This is a genomic window from Geodermatophilus sp. YIM 151500 (genome assembly GCF_025716945.1).
In the GTDB taxonomy this organism is placed as follows: domain Bacteria; phylum Actinomycetota; class Actinomycetes; order Mycobacteriales; family Geodermatophilaceae; genus YIM-151500.
The window spans coordinates 1-18,573 of the sequence record NZ_JAOVZT010000016.1; the positions used below are offsets into that span (position 1 = coordinate 1).

Genomic DNA, 18,573 nt, shown 5'->3' on the forward strand with positions numbered 1-18,573 from the left:
GGGAGCATCGCAGCGAGGAACGAGCGAGGAGCGGACCGCGGCGCGGAAGCGGACCAGAGCCATCGTCCGCTGACAGCCGCGGGAGCATCGCAGCGAGGAACGAGCGAGGAGCGGACCGCGGCGCGGAAGCGGACCAGAGCCATCGTCCGCTGACAGCCGCGGGAGCATCGCAGCGAGGAACGAGCGAGGAGCGGACCGCGGCGCGGAAGCGGACCAGAGCCATCGTCCGCTGACAGCCGCGGGAGCATCGCAGCGAGGAACGAGCGAGGAGCGGACCGCGGCGCGGAAGCGGACCAGAGCCATCGTCCGCTGACAGCTGCGGGAGCATCGCAGCGAGGAACGAGCCGGGTGCGGCCGAGGCACGGACTGCGCTCGCACCGGGATTCCTCGACGGGGGTGTCCTCCCGGCCGCAAGCTGCGCGTCGGTAGGGCAGGACGCACCGACCGGCGCGTCCCCCGACCGAGGAGAACCCCGATGCAGTACGTGATGCTCCTGTCCGCCGACCCCGAGTCCTGGGGCAGCCCCGACGCCGCCCGCGTGGAGGAGTGGGCCACCTACACCCGGGCGCTGCACGAGGCCGGCATCCTCGTCGGCGGCGCGGGGCTGGAGCCGCCGTCCGTGGCGACCACGGTGCGGGTGCGCGACGGCGAGCGGCTGCTGACCGACGGTCCGTTCGCCGACACCAAGGAGCACCTGATCGGCTTCTACGTGATCGACGTGCCCGACCTCGACGGCGCGCTGGACTGGGCCGCGCGGGTGCCCAACGTGCGCACCGGCAGCGTCGACGTCCGGCCGGTGACGCCGGGCACCGACACGCGGACGATGCTCGCCGCGACGGCGGCCGCCGGCTGACGTCGGTGGACCCCCTGGAGCGGGCGTTCCGCGAGGAGCGCGCGCAGGTGGTCGCCACCCTGGCCCGGCGGCTGGGTGACCTGCAGCTGGCCGAGGACGCCGTCTCCGAGGCGTTCGCGGCGGCCGCGGGCACCTGGCCGTCGGCCGGCGTCCCCGACCGGCCGGGCGCGTGGCTGACCACGACCGCCTGGCGAAAGGCGCTCGACGCGCTGCGCCGGGACCGGAGCGCGCCCGGCGCGCCCGCCGACGGCGCCGTGCCGCCGGCACCCGAGCCGGGCCTGCACGGGGAGGACGACGTGCTGCAGCTGCTGCTCACCTGCTGCCACCCGGCCCTGGCGGTGGAGGCACGGGTCGCGCTGACCCTGCGGCACGTGGCCGGCCTGACGGTGCCCGAGATCGCGGCCGGCTTCCTCGTCCCCGAGGAGGCGATGGCCAAGCGCCTGGTGCGCGCGCGCACGAAGATCCGGCGCAGCGGCATCTCCTTCGAGCTGCCCGGCCCCGACGGCCTCGGCGAGCGCCTCGCGAGCGTGCAGGCCGTGCTCTACCTGGTCTTCACCGAGGGGCACCTGGCCAGCGGCGACGGACCGGCCGTCCGCGCCGAACTGTGCGACGAGGCGATCTGGCTGGCCCGGCAGGTGCACCGCCTGGTGCCCGACGACGCGGAGACCGCCGGGCTCCTGGCGCTGATGCTTCTGCAGCACTCCCGCACCCGTGCCCGCTCCGATGACGTCGGTCGGCTGGTCCCCTTCGACGAGCAGGACCGTTCCCGGTGGGACGGGCGGGCGGTCCGCGAGGCCCGGGCGCTGCTGGCGACCACCGGCACCGCCCCGCCCGGGCCGTACCAGGTGCAGGCCGCCATCGCCGCCCTGCACGCGCTCCCGGACGGCGACGTCCCGTGGGCCCGCATCGCCGACCTGTACGGCCTGCTCGAGCGGATGACGCCCTCGCCGGTGGTCACGGTGAACCGGGCCGTGGCGGTCGGGCGCGCCGACGGAGCGCGCGCGGCGCTGGCGCTGCTCGCGCCGGTGCTCGCGGAAGGCCGGCTCGACGGCTACGCCCCGCTGCACGCCGCCCACGCCGACCTGCTCGACCGGGCCGGGGACGCGACCGCCGCGGCGACCGCGTGGCGCCGCGCCGCCGCGTGCAGCCGCAACCCCGCCGAGCGGGCGGCCCTGGAACGCCGGGCGGCGGAGCGGGGGTGCTGAGCCGCCCTCCCGGTCGGACGGGCGGAACCAGGGTCCCCGTCGCCCGCCGCCGACCGCTCCGTTAGCGTCCGCACCATGCTGGCCGCCTTCGTCTCCCGCCCCGCTCCGGACGACCCGCTCTCCGTGCTGGAGGTCGGCGAGCGCCCCGATCCGGAGGTGCCCGAGGGCTGGACGACGGTGCAGGTGAAGGCGGCGTCGCTCAACCACCACGACCTGTTCAGCCTGCAGGGCGTCGGCCTGCCGCCGGAGCGGATGCCGATGATCCTCGGCACCGACGCGGCCGGCATCGACGCCGACGGCAACGAAGTCGTCGTCCACAGCGTGGTGGCCAGCCCGGGGTGGACCGGCGACGAGACCCTGGACCCGAAGCGCTCGCTGTTCTCCGAGCTGCACCAGGGGACGATGGCCGAGCACGTCGCCGTCCCGAAGCGCAACCTGCTGCCCAAGCCGGCCGAGCTGTCCTTCGCCGAGGCCGCCTGCCTGCCGACGGCCTGGCTGACCGCCTACCGCATGCTGTTCGTCAAGTCCGGCCTGCGCCCGGGGCAGACGGTGCTGGTGCAGGGCGCCAGCGGCGGCGTCGCGACGGCGCTGGTCGCGCTCGGCCGCGCCGCCGGTTTCCGGATGTGGGTGACCGGGCGCAGCGAGGAGAAGCGCAAGGCCGCGCTGCAGCTGGGCGCCGAGCAGGCGTTCGAGACCGGCGCGCGGCTGCCCGCCCGGGTCGACGGGGTCATGGAGACCGTCGGGAAGGCCACCTGGGCGCACAGCATCAAGTCGCTCAAGCCCGGCGGCGTGGTGGTCACCTCCGGCGCGACCACCGGGTACGACCCCGGCGCCGAGCTCAACCGGGTCTTCTTCACCCAGCTGTCGGTGATCGGCTCGACCATGGGCACCCGCCAGGAGCTCGAGTCGCTGGTCGAGATGTGCCGGCTGACCGGCATCCGGCCGCAGATCGACGTCGAGCTGCCGCTCACGCAGGCGCGCGACGGGTTCGCCCGCATGCACGAGGGCCGCACCGCCGGCAAGATCGTCTTCACGATCTGACGGGCGGCGCGGCCCCGGCGGGTGCACGGTCGGTCGGTCAGTTCTGGCTCGCGGTGATGTACGTGCCGAGCTCCAGCACGCCGTCCGGGTCGTACTTCCGGACGACGGCGGCCAGGCGGGCCAGCGTGTCCGGGTCGTAGGCCCGGCGCGCGGTCGCCCCGTCCTGCGGCGGGCCGAAGTTCGGCCACACCCCGCCGGTCGCCCAGTCGTCGAGCGCCGCGAAGATCTCCTGCGCGTGCTCCTCCGAGCGAGCCGCGGACAGCGGGTCGAACGCCAGGCCCACCGCCAGCACGCTGTAGCGGGCCGCCCGGTGGGAGAAGGCGTTGGCGTGCTCGGCCTCCCGCCCGTAGGCGCCGCCGACCTGACGGACCTCGACCAGGACCTGGGGCGAGTCCGAACCGTGGCCGGCCAGCGCCAGCAGCCGCTCGGCCGCCTCCGCCGGGAAGTCGCGGAGCAGCGTTGCCGGGTCGGCGACCGGCATGGGGTCGACCGGGTCCGCGTGCACGTGGTCGACCTCGGTGTACGGCCGCAGCATGGCGTCGTCCAGCACCACCGGGGCGACGGCGCGCATCCGGTCGAGCAGCCGCGCGCCCTCCGCCGGGTCGCCGGTCCAGGCCAGCCGGACGCCGATGGTCATCCGCCCCGCCAACGGCGGCGGGACGTCGGGTATCTCCGGCAGCTGGAAGATCGCGAACGACGTCGTCCCGAGCTCCGGCAGGTCCGCCGACCAGGCCCGCCACCGGTCGACCACCGCGGCGGCGTCGACGGCGTCGAAGTAGATCGCCCCGCCGTAGAACGTCGGCAGGTGCACCATGTCGAACTCGACGGCGGTGACGATGCCGGTTGCCCCCTTGCCGCCGCGCAGCGACCAGAACAGGTCGGGGTGCTCCGTGGGCGTCACCCGCCGGAACTCGCCGTCGCCGGTGACGACCTCGAAGGCGCGCACCCGGTCGGCGGCGAGGCCGAAGGTGCGGGTCAGCGGGCCCACCCCACCGCCGGTGGTGTACCCCACGACGCCGACGTCGCTGGTCGAACCGTTGAGCGGGGCCAGGCCGTACGGGGCGGCGGCCTCGATGACCCGGGCCCACTTGACCCCGCTGCCCACCCGCGCCCAGCCCTCGGCGTGCACGGTGACCTCGTCGAGGCCGCGGGTGGCGACCAGCAGGTGCCCGGCGATGCCGGCCTTGGCGCCGTGGCCGGTGGCCTGCACGCCGGCGGTCATGCCGTGCTCCCGGGCGAAGCGGACGGCAGCGACGACGTCCTCGGCCGTGCGGACGCCGACGACGGCGGCCGGGCGCATCGGCTCGGCCAGGTTCCACGGGCTGACCAGCGCCTCGTACTCCGGCTCGTCCGGGGTGTGCAGGGTGCCGGTCAACTGCGCGCGCAGCGGCGCGTAGTCGATGTCGGCGGCGACGACGGTGCTGGTCGCGGCGGTGTCGATGGTGACGGTCACGGTGGTCCTCCAGTCGCTGGATCTGACGGGGAGGACCGTGCACGCGGCCGCTTGCGGAGCACCTGCCGCGACCTTGCGGGCCGGATCTCAAGTCGGCGGGGCCGGGATGCGGGTGTGTGCCTCCGCCCGGTTCCCGGCGGGCGGGACCGGGCGTGGGCGCGCGCGCCGGTGCGTGCGGGCGGTCGGCAGCCGCGGGTGGGCAGCTGCCGCGGGCGTCAGCAGCCGCGGACGTCAGCAGCCGCGGGCCGGCGTCGCGGGGTGCGGGTCGAGGAAGAGCCCGGTGGGGTCGACGCGGCGGCGGATCTCCGACAGCCGCGCGTGCACACCCGGCGGGAAGACCTTCCGGGTGTCGGTGGCGTCGTCGAGCATCGGCAGGTAGTGCCGGCCGCTGGCCCACGGCGTGACCGCGGTGAGGAAGCGGTCGGTGTCGGCGCGCAGCTGCTCCCACCCGGCCGGGTCGTCGCCCAGGGCCAGGCCGAGCGCCAGGAACTCGCCGTCCAGGTACGACAGCGCACCGCCGGCCGGGTCCGGCCGGCCGAGCCGGCCCCCGAGCTGGCGCAGCTCGGCGACGGTGAGCGAGGTGCCCGAGCGCGGGCCGGCGGCCTCGACGACGGCCGCGATCGCGGCGTCGGGCAGGCCGGTGAGGAGCATGCTGCTGGCGTAGCCGGGGGTGGGTCCCTCCGGCTCCAGGTGCAGGCGGACCAGCGTCGACGCCGGCACGCGGGTCACCGTGTCGAACTCCGGGGTCAGGGCGCGCAGCGGCGCGAGCAGCTCGGCGGCGGCGTCGTCGTCACCCAGGACGGCGCCGTCGACGACGACCAGCCGGCGGCCGCGCAGCCCGGCCGGCACCTCGTCGACGGCGGGGGCCTGCAGCAGCCGGAACGACGTGGTCGCCTCCTCCGGCGCGTCGGCGCACCAGGCCACCCAGGCCGGCAGGACCTTCTCCACCGCGGTCCAGTCCCAGGCGAGGTAGCCGGCGACGACGGTGGGCAGCGGGAACAGGTCGAACTCCAGGGCGGTGACCACCCCGAGCGGCGCCCCGCCGCCGCGCACCGCCCAGAACAGGTCGGCGTCGGCGTCGGCCGTCGCCCGGACGAAGGTGCCGTCGGCGAGCACGAGCTCGACGGCGGTGACCGCGGCGGACTGCAGCCCGAGCCGGCGGGCGTACCAGCCGATGCCGCCGCCGAGCGAGAAACCCACGACCCCGACGTCCGGCGACGACGGGTGCAGCGCGGCCAGCCCGTGCCGTCCCGCCGCGTCGGTGAGGTCGCCCCACAGCACCCCGGCGCCGACCCGCGCCGACCGGCGCTCGACGTCGACCGACAGCTCGGCCATCGCGGCGGTGCGCAGCAGCACGGCGCCGGCCAGCCGGCCCTCCAGCGGCGGGGCGCCGTGCCCGGTGCCCTGCGGGGCGACGGCGAGGCCGGCGGCCGCGGCGGCGCGCAGCACGGCGGCGACCTCGTCGGGGAAGGCCGGGTAGACGACGGCGGCCGGGTAGTCGGCGAACCGCAGGTTCCACCCGCCGCGGGCGAGGTCGTAGGCGGGGTCGCCGGGCAGGTGCACCGCACCGCCGCACAGCCCGCGCAGCGCCTCGGCCGGCGACTGCACGAGCGACGGTGCCTGCTGCTGCGTCACGGAACTCCCCGACCTCTCGTCACGTGGGCACACGATCCGTCGGCGGACTTGCGAGCGACTTGAGGCCGATCCCGCCTACGGCGGTGCGGTCCGTCGTCCCGGAGCGGCCCGGGTCGACGCCCGCCCAGGTCTCGACGGCCGCCCGGACCGTCCCGGGCGTGAGGAGCAGCTGCTGGGCCACCTGCCGCACGTCGAACCCGGCCGCGGTGAGGTCGAGGATGCGGCGTTCGGTGACCGACGGCCGGCGCACGGTCCCGCGGTGCTCGTCGTCCGGGCAGCCCCGCGCGCCCAGCGCCGCGCGGGCCCGCTCGCGGACGGCGACGGCCCCGCGCGCGTGCGCCTCGTCGATCGCCGCGACCAGCAGCGGCACCGCCTCGTCGTGCGGCACGTCGGCGCGGCTGCCGAGCGAGCACCGGGCCCGGGCGAGGTCGACGGCCGCCGACGTCGGGGCGAGCAGTGCGACCGCCTCGCGCAGCTCCGGCAGCCCGTCGCGGCCGCGCAGCTCGCCGAGCAGGCGCAGCGCCCCGCCCAGGTGGCTCGGGGCACCCCACCGGCGCTGAAGCCGCACCTCGTCCTCCATCAGGGCGACGGCCTCGTCGGTGCGGCCGAGGCCGCGCAGGGCCAGCGCGGCGGTCGGGCGCCACGGGTTCCACACCGGATTGGGCACCGGCACGGGCGTGGGGACGGCGTCCAGCGCGGCGAGCGCCTCCGCGGGGCGGCCCTCCACGGCCAGCAGCCGGGCGATCGCGTGGCCGACCAGGCGCGCCCCGTCACCGAAGGCCTGACGGGCGAGGGCGGCGTCGGCGACCCGGCGGGCCGCGGGGAGGTCACCGCGGTCGAGGTGGCAGCCGATCCGCAGGGCCTGCGCGTAGGGCGTGCCGGCCCCGGCACCGCCCCACATCCGGTCCTGTTCGAGCGCGGTGCCCAGGCACGAGTCGGCCTCGTCGAGGTCCCCGCGCCGCCAGTGCCAGAAGCCCTGCCACAGGTTGGTCGACATGGCCGCGAACAGCGAGCCCCGCGCGTAGGCCTCGGCCCGGGCCCGGGACCAGAAGTCGCCGAGGTCGTCGTCGGCGAGCGTGCGGATGATGGCCGCGACCACCCAGAACAGGCCGTTGTCGACCTTCCACAACCGGTCGCCCTCGAGCGCGAACCGGGCCAGCTGCACGGCCCGCGGCCGGTCGACCCCCGCGACGGTCGTGTCGAAGGCGAGCGCGGCCGCCAGCATCTGGGCGCCGTAGCCGTCGCCCTCCGGCTCGGGGAGGGCCCGGCGCCAGCCGGCCGGGTCCAGCGCGTGCATGTACCCGCTCGTCATCTCCAGGGCCAGCAGCGCCTGCCGGTGGTCGGTCAGCTCCTCGGGCAGGTCGGCGGCCGCCTGCCGCGCGAAGGCGGTGGCGATCCCGGGTGGGCTGGCGAACACGTGCGTGCGGGCCGTCGCCACGGCCAGCCGGGCCCGCCGGCGCGGGTCGCGCTCCAGCACGTAGGCCTGGGCCAGGTGCTCGGCGCTGGCCGACCCGTCGAGCAGCGCCTCCAGCAGCCCGAGCTCGCCGAGCACCTCGCACCGCTGCGCGTCGTCGGGCAGTTCCTCGAGGGCCCGCCGGAGGTAGGTGACGGCGCTGTCGGTCGCGCCGCGGTCGGCCGCGGTGCGGGCCGCCCGGCGCAGAGCGCCGACCGCGCGGTCGTCGCCCCGCCTCGGGGCGAGCATCAGGTGGGCGGCGACCTGTTCGTCGCTGGCCCCGGCCGCCTGCAGCACCCGCGCGGCCTGCTCGTGCCGGAGGGAGCGTTCCGGCGCCGGCAGGTCGCGGTAGACGGCCTCGCGGACCAGCGGGTGTACGAAGGCCAGGGGTTGCTCGTCGCGCAGGATCTCCGCGCGGGCCAGGACGGCGAGCGCGGCGGCCGTGTCCCGCTCGGACAGGCCGGCGAGCGCGGCGACGGCCGGCAGCGAGGCGCCGTCCCCCAGGACGGCGGCCGGCCGGACCACCGCCAGGACGTCGCCGCCCAGCCGGCGCAGCCGGACGAGCACCATGCTCGACACCGCCCGCGACCCGACCGCGACGACGGTGTCGGCGTGCGCCGCGTCCGGGTGCACGCCGTCCGCCTCCAGCGCACGCAGCAGCTGGCGCAGCAGCAGCGGATTTCCCCCCGTGGTGCGGTCGCACGCCGCCGCGAACAGCGGCGACACCGGCTCGCCGAGGCGCCGACCGACGATGGTCGTGATGGCCTCCGGCGACAGCGGGCCGGGCTGCACGACCACGGCCGCCGGTTCGAGCGCCAGCTCGGTGAGCAGCTCCTCGTCCTCGTGCGGCTCCCCGGTGCGCACGGTCCCGACGACGAGCACGGGGACCGCCTCGAGCCGGCGGACCAGATAGGCGAGGAAGCGCAGCGACGCGCCGTCGCACCACTGCAGGTCGTCGACGGCCAGCAGCACCGGGCCCGCCGCGGTGAGGTTGACCGTCAGCCAGTAGAGACCGTGCAGGGCAGCGAAGGAGCCCTCGGTGGAGTCGCCGGCGAGGTCGAAGACGCCCCGGGCGCCCGCCGCCGCGCCGCCCAGCAGGTGCTCCCGCCGGTCGGGTGCGGCCAGCTCCGGCTCGAAGAGCTGGCGGACCGACCCGAAGCCGAACGCCTTCTCCAGCTGGCTGCCCCGGGCGGAGAGCACCCGGACCCCCCGGTCGGCGGCGAGCCGGCGTGCCTCGGCGAGCAGCCGGGTCTTGCCGATCCCGGGCGGGCCCTCGACCAGCAGCAGCCGCGGCTGCCCGGCGAGCAGGTCGTCCAGGGCCGACCGGACGGCGGCCAGCTCCCGCTCGCGGTCGTGCAGGTAGTCCGGCGGTGGTCCGGCCGCGGCCGCCGGGCGCGCCGCCGGTGCGATCCCCGCCGGCGGTGGTCCTGACCGTCCCGGTGCCGACGGTCCCGGTGCCGGCGGTCCCGGTGCCGGCGGTCCGGGCACCGACGGTCCGGGCCGTGCGGCGGAGCCGGCGCCCGGCGCGGAAGCGCTCCGCGGCGCGGTCGCGGCCACCGGCGGCCGAGCGCCCCCGGGCCGCCGACCGGCGGTGAGCGCCGGCGACTGGGCGCGCACCTGCCGCTCCAGGTCGCGCAGCGCCGGCCCGGGGTCGACCCCCAGTTCCTCGGCCAGGCGGTCCCGGGCCCGGCGCAGCGCGCCGAGCGCGTCGGCCTGCCGCTGGGCTCGGTACAGCGCCAGGACCAGCAGTCGCCAGCGCTCCTCCCGCAGCGGCTCCTCGTTGACCATCGCCTCGAGGTCGGGCACCAGCAGGGCCGCCTCGCCCAGCTCGAGCCGGGCGGCGAACAAGCGCTCCCGTGCCACGGCGCGCAGCTCGCTCAGCCGGGCGATCTCGGCCTCGGCCCACGGTTCGTCGGCGTAGCCGGTGAGGGCGGGGCCGCGCCACAGGCCGAGCGCCTCGTCGAGCATCTCGGCCGCGCGAGCCGGCTCGGGCTCCGCGACCGCCCGGTGCAGCAGCCGCTCGAAGCGCCAGGCGTCGACGGCGTCGTCCGGCAGCCGGACGGCGTAGCCGCGGCCCTCGCTCACGATGACGCGCGAGCGGTCGCGGGCGGCGCTGCCCGGTTGCAGCCGGCGGCGCAGGTGGGAGACGTAGGCCTGCAGGGCACCGGCGGTGTCGGCGGGCGCCCGGTCCCCCCACAGCTGTTCGGCGAGCCGGTCGGCGGGCACGACCTCGCCTCGGGCGAGCAACAGCAGGGCGAGGACGGCGCGCTGGCGGGGCCCACCCAGGTCGAGCGGCCGGTCGCCGTGCGTCGCCGTGAACTCACCGAGCAGGCCGACCCGCAGCTGCGCGGTGCCGCCGTCCACAGCGCCTCCTCCCGGCGGGGAAGGTAGACGAGGGAGCCGCGACCCCGGAAGCCCTGCGGCCCTGGTCGGCCGGACGGACGCCGTCCCGGCCGGTTGGCCGGGACCCTGCTCGACCAACAGCGGGCCGACCCGCCAGCGCTCGCCGAGCAGCGCTCCGGTCAGGTCGACGCCGCGGGTGCGCAGTCTCGCCGACGGCCGGGCGGGAGGTCCCGGCCGAGCTCGGCGGCCCACCAGTCGGCGTCCGGCCCCCTGCAGGGGCCCGCCGCGAGCCTGCGAGCGGAGGGGGGCGGGAGGGTCCTTCTACTGCTCGTCGCCGGCCGGACCAGCGGCCGGTCCCTCCCCCGGGTCGGCGGCGTCCGGGCTCACTTGCCGGTCTTGGAGGGCTCGGCGTTGGAGAGGGCGGCGACGAAGGCCTCCTGGGGGACCTCGACCCGACCCACCATCTTCATCCGCTTCTTCCCCTCCTTCTGCTTCTCCAGCAGCTTGCGCTTGCGGGTGATGTCACCGCCGTAGCACTTGGCCAGCACGTCCTTGCGGATGGCGCGGACGGTCTCGCGGGCGATGACGCGGCTGCCGACGGCGGCCTGGATGGGCACCTCGAACTGCTGGCGCGGGATGAGCTCGCGCAGCTTGCCGGCCATCATCACGCCGTAGCTGTACGCCTTGTCCTTGTGCACGATGGCGCTGAACGCGTCGACCGGCTCGCCCTGCAGCAGGATGTCGACCTTCACCAACTGCGCCTCCTGCTCGCCGGCTTCGGCGTAGTCGAGGGAGGCGTAGCCGCGGGTGCGCGACTTCAGCGCGTCGAAGAAGTCGAAGATGATCTCGCCGAGGGGCAGCGTGTAGCGGAGCTCGACCCGCGACTCGCTCAGGTAGTCCATGCCGGTGAGCGAGCCTCGCCGGCTCTGGCACAGCTCCATGATCGTGCCGGTGTAGTCGCTGGGCGCAATGATCGTCGCGCTGACCACCGGCTCGTGGACGGTGGCGATCTTGCCGCCGGGCCAGTCGCTGGGGTTGGTGACGGTGCGCTCGGTTCCGTCCTCCATGACCACCCGGTAGACGACGTTGGGCGCGGTGGAGATCAGGCTCAGGCCGCTCTCCCGCTCCAGCCGCTCGCGGACGATCTCCAGGTGCAGCAGCCCGAGGAAGCCGACCCGGAAGCCGAAGCCGAGCGCGGCGGAGGTCTCCGGCTCGTAGACCAGGGCGGCGTCGTTGAGCAGCAACTTGTCCAGCGACTCGCGCAGCAGCTGGTACTCGCTGCCGTCGATGGGATAGAGCCCGGAGTAGACCATCGGCTTGGGGTCGCGGTAGCCGCCGAGCGACTGCTCCGCCGGCCGGTGCTGCAGGGTGACGGTGTCACCGACCCGCGACTGGCGGACGTCCTTCACCCCGGTGATGAAGTAGCCGACCTCGCCGACGCCGAGGCTGTCGACCGGCTTGGGCTCCGGCGAGATGACCCCGATCTCGAGCAGCTCGTGGGTGGCGCCGGTCGACATCATCTTGATCCGCTCGCGGGCGGAGATGCGGCCGTCGACGACGCGGACGTAGGTGATCACGCCGCGGTAGATGTCGTACACGCTGTCGAAGATCATCGCCCGGGCGGGGGCGTCGGCGGCGCCCTCGGGGGCGGGGATCTGCGTGACGATCGCGTCGAGCAGCTCGGGCACGCCCTCGCCGGTCTTCCCGCTGACCCGGAGGACGTCGTCGGGGTCGCAGCCGATGATGTGCGCGAGCTCCGCGGCGTACCGCTCCGGCTGGGCGGCCGGCAGGTCGATCTTGTTGAGCACCGGGATGATCGTGAGGTCGTTCTCCAGCGCCAGGTAGAGGTTGGCCAGCGTCTGGGCCTCGATCCCCTGCGCGGCGTCGACCAGCAGGACGGCGCCCTCGCACGCGGCCAGCGACCGGGACACCTCGTAGGTGAAGTCGACGTGCCCGGGGGTGTCGATCATGTGCAGCACGTGCTCGGTGCCGGCCTGCTCGCCCGACTCTGGCCTCCAGGGCAGGCGCACGTTCTGCGCCTTGATGGTGATCCCGCGCTCGCGCTCGATGTCCATGCGGTCGAGGTACTGGGCGCGCATCTGCCGTGCCTCGATGATCCCGGTGACCTCGAGCATCCGGTCGGCCAGCGTCGACTTGCCGTGGTCGATGTGGGCGATGATGCAGAAGTTCCGGATGCGGGCCGGATCGGTGGCAGCAGGAGTCGTCACAGTGCCTGCCATGGTCCCACGACCCCGCCGCCGCCCGTAGCACCGCGCGGTGCTCGGGAACTCATGGGGCTCGGGAACTCATGGGGCTCGGGAGCTCATCGGCTCGGGAGCTCATGGGCTCGGGCGGGGACGGGCTCGTGGAGGGAGGCGGCGGCCCGGGAGAGGCGGCGGCCCGGGAGAGGCGGCGCCGGGAGAGGCGGCGGCCCGGGAGGCGGCGCCGGGGAGGCGGCCCGGAGAGGCGGTCGGGTTGGGTCGCCGGTACCCGCGCTGGTATCTTGGCAGGCCGGTCCGCTGGCGCCCGCCGCCCGGACGCGTTGTCAGATTCCCCCAGCGAGACACCGAGGCTCACGCGTGGCGAACATCAAGTCCCAGATCAAGCGGAACAAGACCAACGAGAAGGCACGCCAGCGCAACGTCGCGGTCAAGTCCGCCTTGAAGACGGCGGTCCGACGGTTCCGCACCGCGGCCGACGCCGGGGACAAGGAGGCTGCGGTGAGCGCGCTGCAGGTCGCCAGCAAGGCGCTGGACAAGGCCGCCAGCAAGGGCATCATCCACAAGAACCAGGCGGCCAACCGGAAGTCCGGCATGGCCAAGCGCGCCGCCACCCTCTGAGGCGCCACCCTCCGAGGCGCCACTCCCGGAGGTGTCGTCCGGAGCACTCCGCTCCGGTGCCCTGACGCGACGAGCCCCCGCCCGCTCCGGGACGGGGGCTCGTCGCGTCGGGCGGTTCTCTCCCCGGGTGCGCCGCTCAGCGGCCGGAGCGGACCCGGCTCCCGCGGCCGGTCTGCGCGCGGATGGCGACGATCCGGCGGATCGCCCGCTCCAGGGCGTAGTCGGCGCTGGCCGCCGCCCCCTTGACGTCGGCGTTCAGTTCGGCGGCCACACGGAGGGCCTGTTGGAGGCCCTCGATGCTCCAACCCCGTGACTGCGCCTGGGCCTTCTTCACCTTCCACGGCGGCATCTTGAGCACCCGCGCGAGCTCGCCGGGGTTGGTGCTCGCCAGCGAGCTGACGCGCGCGGCGGTCCGGACGCCGTCGGCGATCGCGTCGGCGACGAGCACGTGCGCGACGCCGCGTTGCAGCGCCCACCGCAGCGCCTCCAGCGAGCCGGCGCGGTCGCCGACGAGCACCCGCTCCGCGACGGTGAATCCGCTGACCTCGGCCTGGCCGCGGTGGAACCGGGCGACGGCGTCGGCGTCGATGCTGCCGCCGAAGTCCGACACCAGCTGCCCGGCCGCTGCCGACAGCGCCCGCAGATCGGCGCCCACGGCGTCGACCAGCGCGGCGACGGCGTCGGCGGAGATCCGACCGCCGGAACTGCGCACCTCGTTGCGGACGAACGCCGCCCGGTCGCCGGCCGAGGTGAGCTTGGGGCACTCATCGACGGCTGCACCCGCCGCCCTGAACGCCTTGAGCAGGGCCTCGTTGCGCTTGCCGCCCGCGTGCACCACCACGAGCGTCAGGTCGGGGTCGGGCGCCTTCGCGTAGCCGGTCAGGGCGTCGGCGAGTGCGCCGGCGGCCTCGTGCACGCCGGTGACCACGACCAGCCGGTGCCCGCCGAACAGCGAGGGGGCCAGCACGTCGGCGAGCTGACCGGGCGGAAGACCCGCCGCGGCGAGCTCGTGCACCTCCGCCTGCGGGTTGCGGGCGAGCACCGCCGCCCGGACGGCGGCGACGGCGCGGGACCGCAGCAGCTCCTCCTCGCCCACGACCACGCGCAGGCGCGAGGTCGGCTCCACGGCGGCGGCAGGCACCCGAGCATGGTGTCACGGACCACCGACAGTCCTGGCGTCCCGGCGCAGTGCGCCGCGACCCCGAGTCGTCGCCCCTGGGACGGGGACGACCGGTGCCGCCGGCCCGGCTCCGCCTCCACCGGCATCGACCGGACCGGCCGGGCGTGCCATCGCTCCGGCGCCCCCGGGTGGACGTACCCATCCCCCGCCGTCCCCGGCCGGGCGCGCCACCGCTCCGCCCCCGGCCGCCCGACCGCGGGCCGCGACACCCCAGCGGCCCGCCGTCCCGGCCACGGCCAGGTCGCCCTCCCGGTCGGTGCGGTGGACCCGCATGCCCGCCCGCCCCAGCCAGGTCAGCAGCCGGGCGGCGGGATGGCCGTACCGGTTGTCGGCCCCGACCGAGACCAGGGCGACCCGTGCGCCAGTGGCGGCGAGGAAGGCCGGATCGGCGTCCCCGCTGCCGTGGTGCGGCACCTTCAGCACGTCGGCCCGCAGGTCGGTGCCCGCTCGGAGGATGCGCCCCTCGGCCTCGGCGCCCAGGTCGCCGGTCAGCAGGATCCGCAGGCCGTTCCGGCTGACCCGCACCACCAGGGAGAGGTCGTTCCCGGTCGTGCTCGCCGTCGCCTGCTCCGGTGCCGGGGCGAGGACGTCCACGCGTACGTCCCCCACGTCGCGCCGGTCCCCCGGCGCCAGGACGGTGCGGGGAACGCCGCGGCGCCGCAGCAGGGCGTCCAGCCCGGCGGCGCGCTCGTCGGAGGGCGGGAGGGTGCCCGTCGCAACCGTGCCCACCCGGCGCCCGGTCAGCGCGCCGGCGAGGCCGTCGACGTGGTCGGCGTCGAGGTGGGAGAGGAGCACGAGCGGCAGGACGTCGACGCCCAGCCGGTCCAGGCAGCGGTCGACGGCGCCGACGTCGGGACCGGCGTCGACGAGCACGGCGGCGCCGGGGGCGGTCGGCACCACCAGCGCGTCCCCCTGGCCGACGTCGCAGGCCACCAGCACGGTGTCGGACGGCGGCCAGCCCCGGGCGAATTGCCGCAGCGGCCACCCGACCGCGACCAGGGCCACGAGCGCCACCAGGGCGAGCGGTCGCAGCCGTCGGAACCGCCACAGGAGGCCGCCGCAGAGCAGCAGCAGCGCAGTGAGCAGCACGGCCCCCCGCGTGCCCGCCGGCCAGCCGGCCACGGCGTCCGGCAGCCCCGCGGCGCGCTCCGCGACGAGCACCAGCCAGCGCGTCGGCCAGCCGGCCAGCCACACCAGGAGGTCGGCGAGCGGCGGGACGAGCGGGCCCAGCACGGTCGCGGCCAGGCCCAGCACCGTCGCCGGCGCCACGGCGGGCACGGCCAGCAGGTTCGCCGGCAGGGACACGATGCTCACCGAGCCGGACAGCCCGGCGACCAGCGGTGCCGTCGCGAGCCCGGCGGACGCGGCCACGGCGACCGCGTCGGCGAGGGCCGGCGGCCAGCCGTGGTCGCGCAGACGGCGCGACCACCCGGGCGCCAGCAGCACGATCGCCGCCGTCGCGGCCACCGACAGCGCGAAGCCGGGATCGCGGGCCAGCTCGGGCACGGCGAGGAGGAGGACGGTCACCGCCGCGCCCAGGGCCGGCATCGCCGCGCGCGGTCGCCCGGCCGCCAGTCCCCACAGCGTCACCGCACCCATCGCGGCGGCGCGGACCACGCTGGCGCCGGGCCGGGCCAGCACGACGAACGCCAGCAGCGCGGCAACCCCCACGAGCGCCTGCACCCGGCGGTCGACCGCGCGGCGGCGCAGCGGCCAGAGGACGGCAGTCAGCGCGATCGCCACGTTCGCGCCCGAGACCGCGGTCAGGTGGCTCAGCCCGGCCCGCCGGAACTCGTCGTCGAGCACCGGGTCCAGGTCCCGGGTGTCGCCGACGACGAGACCGGGCAGCAGGCCGGCCGGCCGGTCGGGCAGCAGTCTTGCGGCGGCGTCCGCCAGCCCCGCCCGCAGCACCCCGGCGGCCCGCTGCGCCGGGCCCAGCGTCCCGAGCGGCTCCGGTGGCCCCCGGGCGGAGAGGGTCGCCACCAGTAGGTCACCGGGCCGTGGCGGTGATGCCTCGACGCGGACCGCCACCGCTTGGCCGGGCAGCAGGTCGAGCCAGCCGTCCGCCGGGGCGAACAGCACCACCGCGGCGTCCAGGTCGTTCACGGGCCGGGCACCGGCCAACGCCGTGACCGTGGCGTCGGCGACGATCCGGCCCGGCGCTCCGCCGGCGAGGAGCCGCGGGTCGCCGTCGAGCCGCAGCTCGACGTCGGCGACGGCGCCGGTCCGCGCCAGGTCGGCCAGCGGGGAGGTGCCGCGGGCGACCGCGCGACCGGCGGCCAGGCCGGCGGTGACCGCGATCGCCGCGAGCACGGCCAGCACGGCGCCGACCGCCCGGCGCGCGGCCCGGCGGCGGAGGATCGCGCTCGCGGCGGCGCAGACAAGCACCGCCGTCGCCAGCGCGGGCGCCGGGACGTGCGGCGCCAGGACGCTCGTCGCCCACACGGCGCCGGCCACCGGTACCAGGCGCAGGTCGACCCAGATCCACCGGCCGGGTTGCACCGACGGCACCGGCCGGAAAGCAACCGACCGGCGGACGCGGGCGATCAGAGCGTCCGCGGGCCAACTCACACGGTCACCGCCCCGGCCACGCCCTCGAACACCGCCGGACCGATCCCGGGGACGTCGTCCAGCTGGTCGACGCTCCGGAAGGGGCCGTGGCGGGTGCGGTGGTCGACGATCCTCCCGGCCAGCACCGGACCGATGCCGGGCAGCGCGTCGAGCTCGGCCTCGGTCGCGGTGTTGAGGTTCACCGTCACCGGACCGTCCGGGGTCGCCGCGCCGGCGGCAGCGGGTGGGGCTGCGGGCGCCCCGGGTGCGCCCACTGCCACCTGCTGGCCGTCGGACAGCGGTGCGGCCAGGTTGACCGACGCCGGATCGGCCTCCGGCAGGAGGCCGCCGGCCGCGGCGACCGCGTCGGCGACGCGGGCGCCCGCCGGCAGGGTCACCAGGCCCGGGCGGACGACGAGGCCGACGACGGACACGACGACCGGAGCCGTCGCCTCGGCGGCGGTTCCCACCGAAGGGGTCGCGGGCGGTGCGCCCACCGACCCGGCTGCCGATCCGGCGGTCGCCTCCGCTCCCGGTCCGGCCGCGCCCGCGGGACCGGCGGGGACCGGCTCGACCCGGGGCCGGTCCAGCCAGGTCCACCCGAGCAGGAGCACGACGGCGAGCAGCCCGGCCGACCAGAGCGCCCGTGCGCCGGGACGCCCCGTGTCCCACCGGGCGGCCGTGCCGGGGGTGCGGTGCCGTCCCAGGCCGGCGGGCAGGGCGCACTCGTCGTCCGTGGGCCCGTCCGGTCCTTCGGGCGAGCGGTCCGGAGCCGCCGGCGGCTCCACCGGGCACCGGTCACCCTCGAGGTCGTCGGGCACCCAGCCGGACGGCCGCTCGGCCTCCTGCAGCAGCGCGCGCAACCGGGCACGGATGACGTCGGCATCGTCGGGACGGCGGGCGGAGAGGCGCACGGCCGGACGCTAGGAGGGACCCGCCCTGCGGAGGGGCCGGTCGAGCGGATCTGTGGACGGCGACCGGGCCTGTGGACGGGGCGCGACGCCCCGGCGCCGGATCGGCCAGGGTGACGCGGGTGTCCGTCCCGAACCGTCCTCCCGCCGCGTGCCCGCCGTGCGGCCGCGCGCCGGCGGGCGGTCCCCGCATTTCCGCGGCCGGCGGGACGGCGCCCCGGGGCGGCTCAGGTCGACGGAGGAGGCGCCGAGACCAGCGGCCCGTCGGTGGGCGACACGACCACGCCGACGGCACCCGGGCCGACGTGCGCGCCGATCGCCGCGCCGAGTTCGCTCACGTGCAGCTCCACCAGGTCGGGCAGGCGGTCGCGCAGCTCGCCGGCCAACCGCTCGGCCCGGTCGGCTGCGGCCAGGTGGTGCACCGCCACCGACACCGGCGCACCCGCGGCCGCCTCCGCCGCCCGCTGCACCAGCCGGTGCACCGCGCGTGCCGTGGTGCGCACCTTCTCCAGCGGTACGACCCGCCCCTCGTGCACGTGCAGAACGGGCTTGACCGCGAGCGCGGACCCCAGCACCGCCGCGGCGGCCCCGATCCGGCCGCCGCGGCGCAGGTACTCCAGCGTGTCGACGACGAAGAAGGTGCGCGTGGCGGCGGCGGTGCGGACCGCGACGGAGGCGACCTCGTCGGCGTTCGCGCCGCCGGCCGCGGCGCGCGCGGCGGCGAGCACGGCGAAACCCGAGCCCATCGCGGCCGAGCGCGAGTCGACCACGGTCACCAGGTGCTCGCCGACCTGAGCGGCCGCCAGGCGCGCCGCGTCCCACGTGCCCGACAGCTCGGCCGACAGGTGCACGGCCACGAGCCGGTCGGCGCCGCGGTCCAGGCACCGCCGGAAGGCGGCGACGAAGTCGCCGGGGGTGGGTCGCGAGGTGGAGACCTGCTGGCCGCGCAGGGTGAGTGCCCGGGCGACGTCGTCGGGCCCGATGTCCTCGCCCTCCCGGCCGGACCGTCCGGCGAGGACGACGTAGAGCGGCACCACCTCGATGCCGTAGCTCCCGACCAGCTCGTCGGGCAGCGAGGCCGACGAGTCGGTGACGACGGCGACGGGCAC

Annotated in this window: 12 protein-coding genes; 4 read left to right on the top strand and 8 right to left on the bottom strand. The window is 76.8% G+C overall.

The window, feature by feature from the left end:
• The first annotated feature begins 475 nt into the window (after window positions 1–475).
• The 3 genes from OF117_RS19915 (at window position 476) to OF117_RS19925 (ending at window position 3,099) form a co-directional block, all read left to right on the top strand.
• Window positions 476–853: a YciI family protein gene (locus tag OF117_RS19915; protein WP_263554595.1), complete on the top strand. Its 378-nt coding sequence runs from the start codon at window positions 476–478 to the stop codon at window positions 851–853.
• A gap of 5 nt (window positions 854–858) precedes the next feature.
• Window positions 859–2,058, top strand: a complete 1,200-nt coding sequence (locus OF117_RS19920; RefSeq protein ID WP_263554596.1) for an RNA polymerase sigma factor — start codon at window positions 859–861, stop codon at window positions 2,056–2,058.
• 75 nt (window positions 2,059–2,133) lie between these two features.
• Entirely contained in the window at window positions 2,134–3,099 is a 966-nt protein-coding gene (locus OF117_RS19925; protein WP_263554597.1) for a zinc-binding dehydrogenase, read from the top strand.
• Between the two features lie 37 nt (window positions 3,100–3,136).
• Here OF117_RS19925 and OF117_RS19930 read toward each other — a convergent pair whose 3' ends face one another.
• From OF117_RS19930 to lepA, 4 genes are all read right to left on the bottom strand, one after another.
• Window positions 3,137–4,552 carry an FAD-binding oxidoreductase gene (locus OF117_RS19930; protein WP_263554598.1) on the bottom strand — a complete coding sequence of 472 codons (1,416 nt, stop codon included), beginning with the start codon at window positions 4,550–4,552 and terminating at the stop codon, window positions 3,137–3,139.
• A 231-nt stretch (window positions 4,553–4,783) separates the two neighbouring features.
• Window positions 4,784–6,187: an FAD-binding oxidoreductase gene (locus OF117_RS19935; RefSeq protein WP_263554599.1), complete on the bottom strand. Its 1,404-nt coding sequence runs from the start codon at window positions 6,185–6,187 to the stop codon at window positions 4,784–4,786.
• 19 nt (window positions 6,188–6,206) lie between these two features.
• On the bottom strand, window positions 6,207–10,004 hold the full coding sequence (locus OF117_RS19940) for a BTAD domain-containing putative transcriptional regulator (protein ID WP_263554600.1): 3,798 nt from the start codon (window positions 10,002–10,004) through the stop codon (window positions 6,207–6,209).
• Between the two features lie 362 nt (window positions 10,005–10,366).
• Window positions 10,367–12,223, bottom strand: coding sequence for a translation elongation factor 4 (gene lepA, locus OF117_RS19945; RefSeq protein ID WP_411969470.1), 1,857 nt, complete (start codon window positions 12,221–12,223; stop codon window positions 10,367–10,369).
• A gap of 339 nt (window positions 12,224–12,562) precedes the next feature.
• Here lepA and rpsT point away from each other — a divergent pair, with 339 nt between their 5' ends.
• Window positions 12,563–12,823: a 30S ribosomal protein S20 gene (rpsT, locus tag OF117_RS19950; protein ID WP_263554602.1), complete on the top strand. Its 261-nt coding sequence runs from the start codon at window positions 12,563–12,565 to the stop codon at window positions 12,821–12,823.
• 136 nt (window positions 12,824–12,959) lie between these two features.
• On the opposite strand, the gene holA is transcribed toward rpsT, so the two are convergent.
• The 4 genes from holA to OF117_RS19970 form a co-directional block, all read right to left on the bottom strand.
• Window positions 12,960–13,964 carry a DNA polymerase III subunit delta gene (holA, locus tag OF117_RS19955; protein ID WP_263554603.1) on the bottom strand — a complete coding sequence of 335 codons (1,005 nt, stop codon included), beginning with the start codon at window positions 13,962–13,964 and terminating at the stop codon, window positions 12,960–12,962.
• Between the two features lie 12 nt (window positions 13,965–13,976).
• Window positions 13,977–16,574 carry a ComEC/Rec2 family competence protein gene (locus OF117_RS19960; protein ID WP_263554604.1) on the bottom strand — a complete coding sequence of 866 codons (2,598 nt, stop codon included), beginning with the start codon at window positions 16,572–16,574 and terminating at the stop codon, window positions 13,977–13,979.
• Window positions 16,571–17,467 carry a ComEA family DNA-binding protein gene (locus OF117_RS19965; protein ID WP_263554605.1) on the bottom strand — a complete coding sequence of 299 codons (897 nt, stop codon included), beginning with the start codon at window positions 17,465–17,467 and terminating at the stop codon, window positions 16,571–16,573. The genes OF117_RS19960 and OF117_RS19965 overlap by 4 nt, the downstream gene beginning before the upstream one ends.
• Window positions 17,468–17,691: 224 nt before the next feature.
• Window positions 17,692–18,573 (bottom strand): DegV family protein, encoded by an 882-nt coding sequence (locus OF117_RS19970; RefSeq protein ID WP_263554606.1) that lies wholly within the window; start codon window positions 18,571–18,573, stop codon window positions 17,692–17,694.